Raw genomic sequence first — 14,796 nt, 5'->3', positions numbered from 1 at the left:
ATGATATCAGCGATCCATGCTCCCGATCTCGATCGGTTTCAGCCAAAGGCCGCCGGCCATGCCGTCAGCGCCGGGGCGCTGCTCTCGATCATCGAGTGGCTTTCCGGCGATGAGTGCCATGCGCTCGACGAAGCGGGCCTCGTCTCCGGCCTCGGCCGCAGGCTTCAGGCGCTCGGCCTGCCGGTCGACCGGTTGACCCTGCATCTGATGACGCTGCATCCCGAGTTCATCGGCCGGACCATCGCCTGGGCGCCGGGCGAGCCGGTCGAGATCCACGACCGGGAACACGGCGCGCGGGTCGCCATCGCCAATACACCGCTGCGCAAGGTCATGGAAACCCGCGAACCGCTGGTCGTCGATACAAGAGACAGCGTGCATGGCCGCTGGCAGCATATCGATGTTTTCGCCGATCGCGGCCTGATGCAGCTTGTCATCGCGCCGCTCTGCAATGTCGACGGTCCGGTTAGTGCCGCCGTCTTCGGCACCAGGCGACCGGGCGGCTTCACCGCCTCGGAGCGGCAGCTGATAGAGCGCATCCTGCCGGCGCTGCGCAACACCAGCGAGCTGCGCATCCTTCGCCAGGTCGAGCTCAGCCTGCTCGATACCTATATCGGCCCGCTGACGGCCAGCCGCATTCTTGCCGGCCGCATCCGCCGCGACGAGATCGAATCGATGGAGGCGGCCCTGCTGCTCTGCGATCTGCGCGGCTTTACCGAACTGTCGAATCGGCTGCCCGGCAGCACCGTGCTCGGCCTGCTCAACGCCTATTTCGACAGGATCGTGCCGGCCATCACCCGCGAGGGCGGCGAACTGCTGAAATTCATGGGTGATGCCGTGCTCGCCTTTTTCCCGGGTTGCGACGCGGCCAATTCCTGCGGCGCCGCTCTTGCCGCGGCCCGTGCCATCCTCAATGAGATCGACCATTTCCAGTATGAGGGCATCGCCGTAAAGGCCGGCATCGCCCTGCATTACGGTGAGGTCAGCTACGGCAATATCGGCTCCGGCCGCCGCCTCGACTTCACCCTGATCGGCCGCGACGTCAACCTGGTCAGCCGCATCCAGACCGCCTGCAGCGAGTTGGGAGAGGTTTTGCTGATGTCGGAGCCGTTCCGCCAAGAGGCGGGGGCAGGGGATGTGGTGTCCGTCGGGGCGCATGGGCTGAAGGGGTTTGCGGAGCCGGTGGAGTTGTTCACGATCGTGCGGTAGGTGTGTGGTAGGACCCCAGGGCAGGGGGTGCCACACCTCTCACCCTTCCGCTATCTTCCTCCCATACTGCGCCAACCCCACAACACCGAGGAAGAATCCCATGACAGTACTGTCCGACGAACAAGGCGAGATTATCCGCGAGTTGGGCGTCGCCGCCGATATCGATCCCGATCACGAGATCGAGCGGCGAACCGATTTCCTCAAGGATTATCTCGTGGCCTCGGGCCTGCGCGGCTATGTCCTCGGTGTCAGCGGTGGCGTCGATTCGCTGACGGCGGCCCTGATCGCCCAGAAGGCCGTGCGCGAGCTGCGTGACAGCGGCCATAAGGCCGAGTTCATTGCCGTGCGCCTTCCCTATGGTGTCCAGGCCGACGAGGCCGATGCGGAGAGGGCGCTTGCCACGATCGGCGCCGATCGTTCGATGGTGGTCAACATCAAAGAGCCGGCCGATGCGATGCTTGCCGCGGCCCGTAGCGGCGGCCTTGCTTTTGCCGATGCCGGTCGCCAGGATTTCATTCTCGGCAACATCAAGGCCCGTCAGCGCATGATCGCCCAGTTCGCCCTTGCCGGCGCGCTCGGCAGTCTCGTCATCGGCACCGATCATGCCGCCGAGGCGGTCATGGGCTTTTTCACCAAGTTCGGTGATGGCGCAGCCGATATCCTGCCGCTCGCCGGCCTCAACAAGCGCCGGGTGCGCCTGCTGGCAAAGCGGCTCGGCGCGCCGGATGAGCTGGTGTTCAAAGTGCCGACCGCCGATCTCGAGGACCAGCGGCCGTTGCGCCCCGACGAGGAGGCCTATGGCGTCAGCTATGACGAGATCGACGATTTTCTAGAGGGCAAGCCGGTCGGCGAGATCGCCCGCCGCCGCATCCTCGCCGCCTATCGCGCAACCGCCCACAAGCGCGCTCCGCCGGTTGCCGTCAACGCGCTGTGAGGGCAGGCCTGAGATCGGGATGCCGGGTTTGCCCTTGCCCTAAGCGGTCCGCGAACATGCCGGCAAGCCCCATACGGGAGATTGAGACGGCAAGCTGCCGTTAGAGCATGATGTCCTCCGAAAACTGTGAGCGGTTTTCGGAGGACATCATGCTCTGTCTCCCTAAAGGGCCGGGACGATGCCCGGCCTTTGATTGTTTGGTTCATGCGGTAACGCTAAGAACGATCTTGCCCTTGGCGTGCGGCCGGGTTCCCTCCAGCATCTCATGCGCAGCAATGGCTTCGGAAAGCGGCAGCACGGTGCCGACTTGGGTCACGAGCGCGCCTGATTCCACCATCGCCGCGATGTCGGCGAGCTGTGCCGTCGTGACCTCGACCAGGAAGAAGAGGGCCTCGACGCCGTGCGCCTTGGCAAGCTCCTGGTCCGGCTGTGATACTGCGGAAACCAACCTGCCGCCGCGCTTCAGCACCGCAAAGGAGCGCGTCTGGGTTTGCCCGCCGACCAGATCGATGACGGCGTCGACCTCGTGGCTCAAATCCTCGAAACGCTGGCTGCGGAAATCGATCACCGTATCGGCGCCGAGTTTGCCGACCATCTCGACGTCGCCGCCGCTGGCCGTCGCAATGACGGTAAGCCCGGCTTTGCGGGCAAATTGCACCGCATAGGCGCCGACATTGCCGGCCGCGCCATGGATCAGCACGGTCTGCCCAGCGTCAAGCTTCGCATGGTCGAAGAGCGCCTGGCGCGCCGTCACCGCGATCACCGGGATCGATGCCGCCTCGATGTCGCTGATCGTCGCCGGCTTGCGGGCGATCATGCCGGTGGCGGCAATGGCATACTCTGCGTAGGCGCCGACAAAGCGCTGATTGGTAACGCCGTAGACGGCATCGCCCCGCACCACATGGGTGACATCAGGCCCGACGGCTTCGACGGTGCCCGAGAGGTCGGAGCCGAGCGTCAGCGGCAGCGGCTGGGGCAGGGCGCTGTGGCCGGAGCGGATCCAGCCGTCCCACGGTCCGACACCGGCTGCCTTCACCTTTACCAGGACCTCGCCTGCAGCAGGCATCGGGCGTTCGATTTTTTCTGGTACAATTGCCTGCGGCGGGCCAAAGGCATGCACTCTATAGGCCGTCATCGTCTGGCGCATTGTCATCTCCTATCGTTGGGGAGCCGGCTCTTCGGCTATCACGGGAGGCAAGATGCAGTCGGCGCAGCCTTTCGATAATCCGGGAAGTTCGAGAAGGATCATCCGGCGCCGGCGGATAATCGCCGGCGCCGGCAATGCCGTCAATTGCCTTTCACGTAGCCGAGCGCCTCGACGATCCTGCCGTCCGCCACCCGCATCAGATTGACGCCGCGCACCGATTGCCCTTCGTCCTCTCCCCAGCAGAAGCGCCAGAGGAGGATACCGCGTTCGCCGGTGACGATCATGTCCTCGGAAACGAACCAGGTGCCGGGGGTGGTTGCGATCCAGCTCCAGAGTTCGATGCAGGCCGCGCGTCCGACATGGCGGGATCCGTTCGGCGCCGGCTGCGTGTTCTCGACGATGCAGTCTTCGCCGACAAGTTCATCGAGTGCTGCGGGATTGTGCGACAGGAACACATCGTTGAACCGCCGCAGGATCGTCTCGGTCGAAGCCGCGTTCATGGCCGCACCGGCGATCCCGTTCGCCCCGACGAGGCGACATAGGCATGCGGCGCGAAATAGACGCCGTCGGCATCGAAGGCTTCGAGATCTTCGGCCTGCATCGCCTCGCGCACCTTCCGGCGTTCCGCCACGCGGCCGAGGAAGCCAAGCAGCGCCGGCCATTTTCTGAGATCGACATCGATCCAGGGCGACCAGTTCAGGCAGACGAAGAGATAGGCGTCCGCCACCGTGAAGGCATCGCCGGTGAGGTAGGGTCCGGCAATGCGGCCGTTCAGCCAGGTGAGCCGCTTTGAGATTAGCGCGCGGATCTCCGCATGGACGCTGGCATAAAGCGGGTTGAACAGCATTACCATCGGCTTGTGCAGTTCGGCGGTGATGAAATTCAGATAGGATTGCACCTCGTTGCGGCTGATATTGCCGACCTCGGGCAGCATGGCTGATCCCTGCGGCACGCTGTCGGCGAGGAATTGCACGATCGCCGGCCCCTCGGTCAGCACTTTGCCGTCGTCGAGCAGCAGCGCCGGGACATAACCGTTGCCGTTGATCGAAAGGTAGTCCTGCCCGTCGCTCGTTCTGTTGGTTTGCCGGTCGACCTCGACCAGTTCGATATCGAGCCCCAGCTCCCGGCAGACGATATGCGGCGACAGCGAGCAGGCAGCGGCGTTCATATAGAGTTTCATGGCGATTTCCTCTCTCAGTTCCTCTCTTGGCGCAGCCGGTCGATGCCGGCTGTTCATGCCATTGAACATTTGTACTGTTTCGCATAAAATAACGTTCGTCAAGAATTTAATGCGAAACGGTACAAAATATGAAGGATGAAAAGAAGCGCGGCCGCCCGAGGGGTTTCGACGCCAAGGCCGCACTCGCCAAGGCGCGGGATGTCTTCTGGGACAGGGGCTTTACCGCCGCCTCGCTCGACAATCTGAGTGCCGCGACCAAGCTCAATCGTCCGAGCCTCTATGGCGCCTTCGGCGACAAGGAGGATCTCTATCTCGATACGCTGGAGGGTTACCGGCAGGACGGCATGGATGCGCTGGCTGAGGCGCTCGATCCGTCACTTCAGCTGCGCGACAATCTCGCACGCGTCTATGCCGGCGCGTTGGCGGTGTATCTGCATGGTGAAACCGCCGCGCGCGGCTGTCTCCTGATCGGCACGGCAACGGTCGAGGCGGTCGAGCATGAGCGGGTCCGCGAGGTGCTTGGCCGCAGCCTCAGCGATTTCGACGGCGAGATCGAAAAGCGCATGCGCCTTGCGGTTCAAAGCGGCGAGCTTCCGCAAGGCGCCGATCCGCAGATGCTGGCAATGCTCGCCTCCGCCGTCATGCATTCGCTCGCAGTCCGCGCCCGCGCCGGCGACAGCCGCGAGACGCTGGAAGCGATCGCCAGCTCAGGCGTCGAGCTGATCTGCGGGAGCGTCCAGCGAAGCTGACTGGGGGTCCGTCTCGGCATCCCGCGGCCGCACCATCCAGGCATAGGCAGCACCGCCGAGAAGCAGCACCGAGGTGCCGAGGAAAACCGCCCGCATGCCGATATGGCCGCCGACAAAGCCGCCGAGGACCGGACCGGCCACCTGGCCGATATATTGCGAGGAGATGGAAAGCCCGAGAATGCTGCCGGCCGCGCTATCCGGCACGCTGTGGCGGATGACGGCGGCGATGCAGGGCAGGAGCCCGCCGAGTGCTGCGCCCATCAGGAAACGCAGGACGATCAGCTGCCAGGAACTGGTGACGAAGGCCTGCGGGATCAGCAGCAGTCCGGCGACGGCGAGCGCGCCTGAAATCACCGGCCAATGGCCGATCCGGTCGGCAAGCTTGCCGAGCCGCGAGGCGGAAAGAATGCTGCCGAGGGCGGCGGCCGACATGACGATGCCCGAAATCATCGTGACTTGGTCCGCGACCGGCACGATCTGCGCGACATAAACGGTGATGATCGGCTCGATCGACATATTGGCGAACATCAACAGCATGCCGGTCGCCAGCATGGCGATGACAGGCCGTTTGTCGCCGATGGATTTCCAGCCGCCGCTGGCCTTGGCCGCCTGTTTGCGGGCCGGCGATTTCTCCTCCTTGATCAGCAGGATCGTGGCGAGAAAGGCGAGGAAGATCATGCCGCCGGCCGCCAGAAACGTGGCGCGGATGCCGATGACCGGCGGCAGCGCCCCGCCAATCAGCGGCCCGACGAGATTGCCGGCCATGATGCCGGAAGAGAGAACGCCGAGCGCCCAGGCCGAGCGGTCCTTCGGCGTCTGCGTCGCCACCAGCACCATCGAGCCGGAGGCATAACCGCCAGCAAGGCCGACGAAGAGGCGCAGCGCCACCAGCTGCCAGACATTACCGGCCATGCCCATCAGCGAGATCGCCACCGTCATGCCGAGGCTGGCGCGCACCAGCATCAGCTTGCGACCGTAAATATCACCGAGCCGTCCCCAGATCGGCGCGACGAGAGCCGCGGCCAGGAAGGTGGCACCATAGGCGATACCAGACCATTGCACGATCGCCGCATGGTCGCTGACGCCGAGTTCCTCGACATAGAGCGGCAGGAAGGGCAGCAACAGCGTCATCGCCACGATCGTCGTGAAAGAGCCGACCAGCGAGATCGCGAGGTTGCGCTTCCAGTAGATCGAGCCTGCCCTAGCGCTCGCCGCGTCCAATTGAGTATCGGTCATTCCTTGCCTCGGCGTCGATCATGAAGGCGCAGTTGCGCGGCAATCTGGATCATCTCGGATAAAAGTGTTAGATATAACTGATTGCATAATGCAATCGGATAATCGGAGGATATTGCCATGAACGATATGCGCACGAGGCAACAGACAGTCCGCGATCTCTACGCCGCCTATCTCGAAGACCGCAAGGATAAAGTCGACGCCATGCTGGCGGAAGATTTCACCTTCTCCAGTCCGCGTGACGACCATATCGACCGGGCCACGTATTTCGAGCGCTGCTGGCCGAAGGAGCCGTTCTTCCGTGCTATCCACATCGAGTTCCTGGCGGTCGACGGCGACGAGGCTGTTGTTCGCTACCGCGCCGAAAAACTCGACGGCGGCAGCTTCTGCAACATAGAAAGCCTTCGTTTCCGCGGCGACAAGATCGCCGCCGTGGAAGTCTATTTCGGCCGCAATCTCTGATCGCGGCTGGCGCGGTTTACAGGATCCGAATTGCCGACGTGACGATGATGACCATCGAGACCGCCACCATCAGCGGCCGCACCGGCAGCCGCTTGACGAGGACGGCGCCAAAGGGGGCGGCAATGACGCCGCCGATGATCAGGCCGATCGCCGAATTGAGCTCCGACCAGCCGAGCGTCAGGATGAAGGTCAGCGAAATCGTCAGCGTTACCGCGAATTCGGTGAAATTGGTCGAGCCGATCACCCGCTTCAGGTCATGGCCGCGCCCGATCAGCGTGCTGGTGACGACAGGTCCCCATCCGCCGCCGCCGATCGCATCGAGCACGCCGCCGCAAAACCCGACGGGCGGCACGGCCCAGTCGCGCACCTCGCGTTTTGCCGGTGGCCGAAAGGCCTTGTAGAGAATTAGCAAGCCGATCGCGATCAGGTAGGCCGACACGAACGGTGCGATCACCCTGCCGTCGATATTGGCCAGCAGATAGGCGCCGATCGCGCCGCCGATCATGCCGGCCGGTGCCAGCCGCCCCACCAGGCGCCAGTCGACATTGCGATGATAGGCATGCGAAATGCCCGACGCGGCCGTGGTGAACATCTCAGCCACATGCGTCATCGCGCTGGCATTGGCCGCCGGCACCCCGAAGGCAAGAAGACTCGTCGTCGACAGCACGCCGAAGGCCATGCCGAGTGCTCCGTCGACGATCTGCGCGCAGAAGCCCACCACGATGAAGAAGAAGATATCCGATGTCATGCGGTCCCCTCAGACGAACGGTAGCATCAGAATCCGCGATGCGGAAAAAATCTTAATTCAAGCGGAAAGTCCGCGCTGTTTCAGCCGAACAATTTTGAAGAAGCCGTTCGGAAAGACCGGCAGGATTTCGACGGCGGAAAAATCGCCACGCCGCTCGGCCCAGGCGAGGATACGGTGGATGCGGAAGGCGGAGGACCAGCCGATGTGACGCACCAGCGGCGCCACCGCCGCCTCGATCGCGCCCTGCAGACCGGCGCCGTCTCCAAGCTTGCTGGCCAGGATGATTTCGCCGCCCGGCCGCAGCACCCTGGCGCATTCGTCGAGCGCCCGCTCGGGCTCGGGGATCAGGGTGATGACGAAGGGCAGGCAAACCGCATCGAAAGACCTGTCGGCAAAGCTCAGCGCATGCGCATCCATCACGTCCAGCGCCTGGACGTGCTGCAGATCCTCGCGTTTCGCCTTTTCGCGCGCCCGGGCGAGCATGTGTTCGGAAATGTCGATGCCGGTCACCCGGCAGCGGCTGGCATAGTGCCCGAGCGTCAGGCCGGTGCCGACGCCGACCTCCAGAACATCGCTGCCGGCTGCGGCGGCAAGCGCCGCCAGCTTGCGGTGGCCATCACGGAGAATGCCGCGACTGACGCGGTCATAGACCGGTGCCCAGCGCTGATAGATTTTCTGTTGATCTTCCGCGCTGCTGCGAAGCTCCGACATGCCGCACCTCCCTGAAGCCCAGGCCTCAACTCCTAAGGGTAGGTTCCGGTTCCGCTCGGATTGTGACCGAAGGCACAAATCGCCTGGCAGGCCGACCCGCGGCTGCCTATTTTGCCGGCATGAGCCCAAGCTCTTTGGCGTCCAGCTCGCTGCCGATCTCGACGGTTTTCTTTTGTTTGTCGTAGACGCAGATCTGGACGATCAGCCCCTTGGCGCCCTTCGGTTTCCCCGTCAGCAGGGCAAGCCCGTAATGGGAAGTGCCGAAGGGATCGACGGCGGCATTCGGATTGTCGATGGCGACAGCCGCCGTCTTGCACTTGGCCTCCACGTCAGCCGCCATCTGTTTCCAGGCCTCATCCGAGGATGCGTGCGCCGCAGCTGAGAGCAAGGGAAACGTGGCCATCGCCAGCAGCGGGATTATATTCCTGTTCATATCGGGTCTCCATTGAGGTCAATCGCGGGGAAGCGGTTTTCGGTGCGGATATCCCAAGCAATTTGCAGGCGCGATTCCATCGCGGCAACTGAGGCAAATTTTCCTCCGACGGATCGTTTTTTGATATTTCGCCGGTTGCCTCTCCCCCTTTCCCCTCCTATGTTCCGCCTCACCTGCCGATGACGCAATCTATTGCAAGGAGATCTGATATGGCTTTCGAATTGCCTGAACTTCCCTATGATTACGAAGCGCTTGCTCCCTTCATGTCGAAGGAAACGCTGGAGTTTCACCACGACAAGCACCATAAGGCCTATGTGGACAACGGCAACAAGCTTGCCGCCGAAGCCGGTCTTTCGGATCTCTCGCTCGAAGACGTGGTGAAGAAGTCGTTCGGCACCAATGCCGGCCTCTTCAACAACGCTGCCCAGCACTACAACCACATCCATTTCTGGAAGTGGATGAAGAAGGGCGGCGGCGGCAACAAGCTGCCGGGCAAGCTCGAAGCGGCCTTTACGTCCGATCTCGGCGGCTACGACAAGTTCAAGGCCGATTTCGCCACTGCCGGCGCCACCCAGTTCGGCTCCGGCTGGGCCTGGGTTTCCGTCAAGAACGGCAAGCTCGAAATCTCCAAGACCCCGAACGGCGAAAATCCGCTGGTTCACGGCGCCACCCCGATCCTCGGCGTCGACGTCTGGGAACACTCCTACTACATCGACTATCGCAACGCCCGCCCGAAATATCTCGAGGCCTTCGTCGATAGCCTGATCAACTGGGACTACGTCCTGGAACGCTACGAAGCAGCCACGAAGTAAGCGGCCCCGGACTCGCAGCCCACGGGCGGCGATGTCAGTCAGCCTCTTCGAACTTGGCACCCGGCGCCTCAAACGCCGGGTGTTTCGTTTTGAAAGACAAGCCGTCACATCCCTGTCATCGGCCGCTCCTAATCACGCCCCATGTCTTTTTCTGCTCTTCCCCTGTTCCGCTTCGGCATCATCGCCGACCCGCAATATGCGGCAATCCAGCCGCATGCGGCCATGGACCGCTATTACGCCAACAGCCTCGCCAAAGTTGCCGAGGCGATCGAGGTCTTCAACGGCGAGGAATTGAGCTTCGTCATGACGCTCGGCGATATCATCGACCGCAGCTTCGCAAGCTTCGACGATATCCTGCCGGTCTACGGCAAGCTGAGGCATGAGGCGCTCTTCCTGCTCGGCAATCACGATTTCTCGGTCTCCTCCGGCCATCTCTCCGAAATCGCCGCCCGTCTCGGCATGCCATCGCCCTATTACAGCGTCTCGCGCCACGGCTGGCGTTTCATCGTGCTCGACGGCAACGAAGTCAGCACCTTCGCGCCGCCCGAAGACCATCCGCATCGGGCGCTGGCCGCACGGATGCTGACCGTGCTGCAGGAGCAAGGCGCCAGAAATGCCCATCGCTGGAATGCTGCGCTGAGCGACGAGCAGTTCACCTGGCTCGGCGATGAAATATCAAGCGCAGCCGCGGCCGGCGAGAAGGTGATCATGAATCACTATCCCGTGCATCCTCCCGGTGAGCACGACATGTGGGATTGCGACCGCATCGTCGCGCTGCTCGCCTCGCACGACAATGTCGTCGCCTATCTCAACGGTCACAACCACGTCGGCAATTACGGCAAAGCCGGCGCCTGCCACTTCGTCAATTTCAAGGGCGTGGTCGACACCGAGACCGAAAACGCCTTCGCCATCGTCGAAGTCTACCCCGACCACATTGAAATCCGCGGCTTCGGCCGCGAGGAGAGCCGGACGTTGGCTTTTTAGGCTGGGACGGCTGTACGGCTCTTTTGTGCTGCTCGGTTTATCCTGCGCAGGGATCGTCAGAGGTAAGCCGGGTGCGCCCTCGATGGAGCACCTAAGCGCCAGTGCGAGTCTGGTGCAGCGCGCCCACACCCTCCGTCATCCTCGGCCTTGAGCCGAGGATCCATGCGCGCTGCTGATAGAGGCCAACGTGGATCCTCGGCTCAAGGCCGAGGATGACGGAGGAGGGATAAATGTCGGCAGTCCTTTGGCGGCGTCGAAGATGTGCCAGGCACGAAAGGCGCTTCACCAGGCTCATGACACTGACCCCTGCTCGTGGCTCAAACGCCGCCAAACGTGTTCGCACAAACGCCCGGCTATTACGCCAACACGGCCTTCTCCGTCCAGCCGCTGGTCCACAACTCCCGCAGTCGGTCGCCGTCGCCCTTGAAGAAATCCTCGCTTGCCGCGCAGTACTCCACCCGGTCGCTGCGGAAATTGCGAATCGCCTGGCGCAACTCGCACCAGGCGACGATATTGGCGGTCTGCGAATAATAGATCAGCGCGATCGGCTGGATCGTCCGTTCGCTGGCCCGACCAACCTCGTCGCGGTAGTCGAGCATCAGCTTGCGTTCGTCGCGGATCGCCCGGCGCACGATCGCAAGATCGAAGCCAGCTGGCTGGGCGATCGAGCCCCAGGCATAGAGCGCTTTGCTGTCCATTGCCTGGCGCAGCGGTGCCGGCACAGCGCCGGCAATCTTCTGGTTGACCCGGCGCGCGGCCTGCTTCAGCTCCTCGTCGGCCGTCCGTTCGAGCAGCGCCAGCGACAGCACGATCGCCTCCATCTCTTCGATCGAGAACATCAGCGGCGGCAGGTCGAAGCCCGGCCGCATGATATAGCCGATGCCGCGCCCGCCCTCGATCGGCACCCGCATCGCCTGAAGGGCGGCGATGTCGCGATAGATCGAACGCACGGTCACCTCAAGCGTCTCGGCGATAACAGCCGCCGTCATCGGTTTTCTGGCGAGCCTCAGGATCTGAATGATCTCGAAAAGCCGCGAGGCCTTGCGCATTTTGCCTCTCCCATCCCTCACGCTCCTGACAATACACTGTCAGTTGGGTTCCCGTATAGAGCCGCCTATCGGATTGAAATCAATCAGGGTCTCTGAAAACGGCCCGCAGAACTCAAGGCGGTAACTGACATGAACTACCACGAAAACCTCTGGCTTTTCTTCGTCCTTCTCTTCGGCATCATCATCGTGCCGGGCATGGACATGCTCTTCGTGCTCGCCAATTCGCTGACCGGCGGCGTCAGGCGCGGGCTTGCGGCGACCGGCGGCATCATGGCCGGCGGCGCCGTGCATTCGGCCTATGGTGCGGCCGGCGTCGGCGTGCTCGTCACCATGCTGCCGCAGCTTTTCAACGTGCTGCTTGTTGCCGGCGTCGCCTATATGATCTGGATCGGCATTTCCTTGATCCGCAGTTCGATCACCGTCGAGGCGGTCGGGCCGGGGACGGCACGCTCCGGCTGGCGCGCCTTCCGCCAGGGGGCCGTCACCTGTCTGGTCAATCCCAAAGCCTATATTTTCATGTTCGCCGTCTATCCGCAGTTCCTCAAGCCGGAATACGGCCCGGTCTGGATGCAGGGCCTGATCATGGGCGCCATGACCGTCGCCACCCAGTTCGCCATCTACGGCACGCTGGCGATGACGGCCGGCCGCAGCCGCGACCTGCTTGTCGCAAATCCCGACGTCACGGCCTTCGTCGGCCGCTTCGCCGGGCTGCTGCTGGTTGCGGTCTCCGCGCTCAGCCTCTGGCAGGGGTGGAAAAGCGCTTGAGACACCTGTACCTATCACATTGTTTTTATGATGATCCGGCAAAACGTGACTGCCCGAATGGCATGGATTTTGTCATCCTCCCGGTGCAGATTGGCCATGGCCACCTTGGCCCCGGAAAATGCAGAAGAGAAATGGAGAGGAATATGAATTGGAAAGCAGTAGCTGCCGCCGCGGCGATGGCCGGCATAGCCTTCGGTTCGGTGAGCGCCGCCGACGGCACCCATGATTCGCGCATTGCCCTGATGAAGCAGATCGGCGGGGCGGCAGGCGCCTTGGGAGCTATCGCCAAGGGCACCAAGCCCTATGACGCCGAAGCGGTGAAGGCGGCGCTGACGACGATTGCCGCAACGGCCAAGGTTTTCCCCGATCAGTTCAAGCCGGGCACGGAAACGGGCGACGAAGAAGCGAGCCCGAAGATTTGGGAAAACATGGATGATTTCAAGGCGCGCGCCGCGAAGCTCTCCGCCGATGCCGAAACCGCGCTCGCCCAGCTTCCGGCCGATGAAGCGGCTGTCGGCGCCACGGTCGACACGCTCGGCGCCAGTTGCGGCGGCTGTCACAAGGCCTATCGCCTCAAGAAGTGAGCGATAGGTCGTTTTGATCAAGAGCAATTCCAGCAAAAGTGTGCAGCGGTTTTGCGTCCGGAATTGCGTAAGCAGAAGATACCCGATCCTCGATCCGCGCTGGCTTTGCCGCCCGTGCGGGTCGTCTTATTCTCGGCGCGGGAAAAATTCGACAAAAAGGGGAGGCGGAGCATGATCCGCAGGTTCATCCGGTTGCTGCTCTGTCTGATCGGCGTCGCCGTGCTCGGCGGTGGCGCCTTCTATCTGGTGACCGCGCCCGATCCTCTGCCGGAAAGCCATTGGGCGGGTCTCGGCGCCCCGGATCCGGCCAACGGCCAGATGGTTTTCTGGGCCGGCGGCTGCGTCAGCTGTCATTCAGCCCCCGGTTCCGAAGGCGATGCCAGGCTGACGCTGTCAGGCGGGCTGGCGTTGAAGAGCCCGTTCGGCACATTCCACGTGCCGAATATCTCACCCGATGAAAAGGCCGGCATCGGCGGCTGGACGCTGGCCGAGTTCGGCAATGCGATGAAGCGGGGCGTCGGACCGGGCGGTCAGCATCTCTACCCTTCCTTTCCCTATGGCTCCTATGCCCGCATGAGCGACAAGGACGTCAACGATCTCTTCGCCTTCCTGAAAACCCTGCCGAAGAGCGCAAACGTCGCGGCCCCGCATGAGCTGCCGTTCCCGTTCAATATCCGGCTGGCGCTCGGCGGCTGGAAATTTCTCTATTTCAACGACCAGCCGCGCGTCGCCCTGGCAAAGAGCGACGACAAGATCAAGCGCGGCCAATATCTCGTCGAAGGTCCCGGCCATTGCGGCGAATGCCATACGCCGCGCGATGCGCTCGGCGGCTTCCAGGCAGATCAGTGGCTCGCCGGCGCCCCCAATCCGGAAGGCAAGGGCCGCATACCCGATATCACCCCGGCCTCCAAGAGCATCGGCGGCTGGAGCGAGGCCGATATCGCCAGCTACCTCGAAACCGGCTTCACGCCAGATTTCGACACAGCCGGCGGCTCGATGGTCGATGTGCAGCAGAACATTGCCCGTCTGCCGCCCGCCGACCGCGAGGCGATCGCCGCCTATCTGAAGGCCGTGCCGGGCCGTTAGAGCATGTCGCTGTTTAAGCGATCGACTGCATATAGCGCATGCCGGTCACCGGACGCGGGGTGAAATCCATCTGTTCGTAGAAGCGGTGCGCCAGCACGTTTCCGGTCGCGGCGCTGACGGAGAGGTAGCCGCAGCCGGCATTGCGCGCGGTCTCGCGGGCCCGGTCGACGAGCAGCTGGCCGGTGCCATGACCGCGATGGCCGTCGCGCACGAAGAGATGGTGCAGGTCCATGCCGCGCTTTCCCTCTTGCGCTCTGTAGAGCGGCACCAGAATGGCGTAGCCGATCAGCCCTCCGTCGGTTTCGGCAACGAGCGCCGTGATCCACGGCAGCGGGCCGAAGAGGTCGCGCTCCAACTGCTCCGGCGTCGTTCCCGCCGCATCGCCGTGATGGGCGGCAAGCAGGGCAATCATCGCGTTGAGTTCGGGCAGGTCGCGCGGCTTGGCGGCGCGGATCGTCACCACCGATGGGCGCATCAATGAAATTTCGCTGTCTTCGATTTCGGTCATGGTCTTCGCGTCCTTTGATAGTCTGCCGTCAGGACGCTGCCGATACAACAAAGCCGCCTGACGGCGGCTTGTTGACAATATGATCTTGTCCAGCCGCCCTTTACAGGTACAGCCAAAAATACGAGCGGCTCTGGTGCGCGTTTTTGATCATGGGTCATCAATCGTCGGAAACGCGGCGTTTGTCAATGGCGTCGGAGCCGGACGC

General features: G+C 63.0%; 18 protein-coding genes. 9 read left to right on the top strand and 9 right to left on the bottom strand.

Going from position 1 to position 14,796, the window contains the following annotated elements:
• Together HJB83_RS13845 and nadE are read left to right on the top strand one after the other, a co-directional pair.
• Entirely contained in the window at window positions 1-1,206 is a 1,206-nt protein-coding gene (locus HJB83_RS13845) for an adenylate/guanylate cyclase domain-containing protein (protein WP_207583469.1), read from the top strand.
• A 100-nt stretch (window positions 1,207-1,306) separates the two neighbouring features.
• Window positions 1,307-2,140 carry an ammonia-dependent NAD(+) synthetase gene (gene nadE / locus HJB83_RS13840; protein WP_221115353.1) on the top strand — a complete coding sequence of 278 codons (834 nt, stop codon included), beginning with the start codon at window positions 1,307-1,309 and terminating at the stop codon, window positions 2,138-2,140.
• Window positions 2,141-2,342: 202 nt separating this feature from the next.
• On the opposite strand, the gene HJB83_RS13835 is transcribed toward nadE, so the two are convergent.
• The 3 genes from HJB83_RS13835 to HJB83_RS13825 all read right to left on the bottom strand — a co-directional run bounded on the left by HJB83_RS13835 (window position 2,343) and on the right by HJB83_RS13825 (window position 4,467).
• Window positions 2,343-3,293, bottom strand: a complete 951-nt coding sequence (locus tag HJB83_RS13835; protein ID WP_259669661.1) for an NADP-dependent oxidoreductase — start codon at window positions 3,291-3,293, stop codon at window positions 2,343-2,345.
• Window positions 3,294-3,427: 134 nt separating this feature from the next.
• A complete protein-coding gene (locus HJB83_RS13830) occupies window positions 3,428-3,787 on the bottom strand; it encodes a nuclear transport factor 2 family protein (protein WP_221132143.1) in 360 nt (119 codons plus the stop codon).
• Window positions 3,784-4,467: a glutathione S-transferase N-terminal domain-containing protein gene (locus tag HJB83_RS13825; protein WP_221132142.1), complete on the bottom strand. Its 684-nt coding sequence runs from the start codon at window positions 4,465-4,467 to the stop codon at window positions 3,784-3,786. The genes HJB83_RS13830 and HJB83_RS13825 overlap by 4 nt, the downstream gene beginning before the upstream one ends.
• 128 nt (window positions 4,468-4,595) lie before the next feature.
• Here HJB83_RS13825 and HJB83_RS13820 point away from each other — a divergent pair, with 128 nt between their 5' ends.
• Window positions 4,596-5,216, top strand: a complete 621-nt coding sequence (locus HJB83_RS13820) for a TetR/AcrR family transcriptional regulator (protein ID WP_207583474.1) — start codon at window positions 4,596-4,598, stop codon at window positions 5,214-5,216.
• On the opposite strand, the gene HJB83_RS13815 is transcribed toward HJB83_RS13820, so the two are convergent.
• Window positions 5,175-6,452, bottom strand: a complete 1,278-nt coding sequence (locus HJB83_RS13815) for a multidrug efflux MFS transporter (RefSeq protein ID WP_207583475.1) — start codon at window positions 6,450-6,452, stop codon at window positions 5,175-5,177. The two genes, HJB83_RS13820 and HJB83_RS13815, sit on opposite strands and share 42 nt — an antisense overlap.
• Window positions 6,453-6,569: 117 nt before the next feature.
• Here HJB83_RS13815 and HJB83_RS13810 point away from each other — a divergent pair, with 117 nt between their 5' ends.
• On the top strand, window positions 6,570-6,911 hold the full coding sequence (locus HJB83_RS13810) for a nuclear transport factor 2 family protein (RefSeq protein WP_207583476.1): 342 nt from the start codon (window positions 6,570-6,572) through the stop codon (window positions 6,909-6,911).
• A 16-nt stretch (window positions 6,912-6,927) separates the two neighbouring features.
• On the opposite strand, the gene HJB83_RS13805 is transcribed toward HJB83_RS13810, so the two are convergent.
• The 3 genes from HJB83_RS13805 to HJB83_RS13795 form a co-directional block, all read right to left on the bottom strand.
• On the bottom strand, window positions 6,928-7,659 hold the full coding sequence (locus tag HJB83_RS13805) for a sulfite exporter TauE/SafE family protein (RefSeq protein ID WP_207583477.1): 732 nt from the start codon (window positions 7,657-7,659) through the stop codon (window positions 6,928-6,930).
• A 57-nt stretch (window positions 7,660-7,716) separates the two neighbouring features.
• Window positions 7,717-8,370 (bottom strand): class I SAM-dependent methyltransferase, encoded by a 654-nt coding sequence (locus tag HJB83_RS13800; RefSeq protein ID WP_221132141.1) that lies wholly within the window; start codon window positions 8,368-8,370, stop codon window positions 7,717-7,719.
• Window positions 8,371-8,476: 106 nt separating this feature from the next.
• The gene (locus HJB83_RS13795; protein ID WP_221132140.1) at window positions 8,477-8,803 is read right to left on the bottom strand and encodes a hypothetical protein; all 327 of its coding nucleotides are present in this window, start codon (window positions 8,801-8,803) and stop codon (window positions 8,477-8,479) included.
• A 209-nt stretch (window positions 8,804-9,012) separates the two neighbouring features.
• Between HJB83_RS13795 and HJB83_RS13790 the strand changes: the two genes are divergently transcribed.
• The gene (locus HJB83_RS13790; protein WP_003546549.1) at window positions 9,013-9,615 is read left to right on the top strand and encodes a superoxide dismutase; all 603 of its coding nucleotides are present in this window, start codon (window positions 9,013-9,015) and stop codon (window positions 9,613-9,615) included.
• A 141-nt stretch (window positions 9,616-9,756) separates the two neighbouring features.
• Window positions 9,757-10,599, top strand: coding sequence for a metallophosphoesterase (locus tag HJB83_RS13785; protein ID WP_221132139.1), 843 nt, complete (start codon window positions 9,757-9,759; stop codon window positions 10,597-10,599).
• Window positions 10,600-10,955: 356 nt separating this feature from the next.
• On the opposite strand, the gene HJB83_RS13780 is transcribed toward HJB83_RS13785, so the two are convergent.
• Window positions 10,956-11,648 (bottom strand): YafY family protein, encoded by a 693-nt coding sequence (locus HJB83_RS13780; RefSeq protein WP_221132138.1) that lies wholly within the window; start codon window positions 11,646-11,648, stop codon window positions 10,956-10,958.
• Between the two features lie 129 nt (window positions 11,649-11,777).
• On the opposite strand from HJB83_RS13780, the gene HJB83_RS13775 reads away from it, so the two are divergent.
• The 3 genes from HJB83_RS13775 to HJB83_RS13765 all read left to right on the top strand — a co-directional run bounded on the left by HJB83_RS13775 (window position 11,778) and on the right by HJB83_RS13765 (window position 14,083).
• Window positions 11,778-12,413: a LysE family translocator gene (locus HJB83_RS13775; RefSeq protein WP_221115348.1), complete on the top strand. Its 636-nt coding sequence runs from the start codon at window positions 11,778-11,780 to the stop codon at window positions 12,411-12,413.
• A gap of 143 nt (window positions 12,414-12,556) precedes the next feature.
• On the top strand, window positions 12,557-12,997 hold the full coding sequence (locus HJB83_RS13770) for a cytochrome c (protein WP_207583483.1): 441 nt from the start codon (window positions 12,557-12,559) through the stop codon (window positions 12,995-12,997).
• A 171-nt stretch (window positions 12,998-13,168) separates the two neighbouring features.
• Window positions 13,169-14,083, top strand: coding sequence for a cytochrome c (locus tag HJB83_RS13765; RefSeq protein WP_221132137.1), 915 nt, complete (start codon window positions 13,169-13,171; stop codon window positions 14,081-14,083).
• A 13-nt stretch (window positions 14,084-14,096) separates the two neighbouring features.
• On the opposite strand, the gene HJB83_RS13760 is transcribed toward HJB83_RS13765, so the two are convergent.
• Window positions 14,097-14,591, bottom strand: coding sequence for a GNAT family N-acetyltransferase (locus HJB83_RS13760; protein WP_207583485.1), 495 nt, complete (start codon window positions 14,589-14,591; stop codon window positions 14,097-14,099).
• Window positions 14,592-14,796: the final 205 nt, after the last annotated feature.

The sequence above is a fragment of the Rhizobium sp. NZLR11 genome, from assembly GCF_019685115.1.
Taxonomy (GTDB): Bacteria; Pseudomonadota; Alphaproteobacteria; order Rhizobiales; family Rhizobiaceae; genus Rhizobium.
Note: the sequence above shows the minus strand (reverse complement) of the source record. Positions and strands in the feature narration are given on the sequence as shown.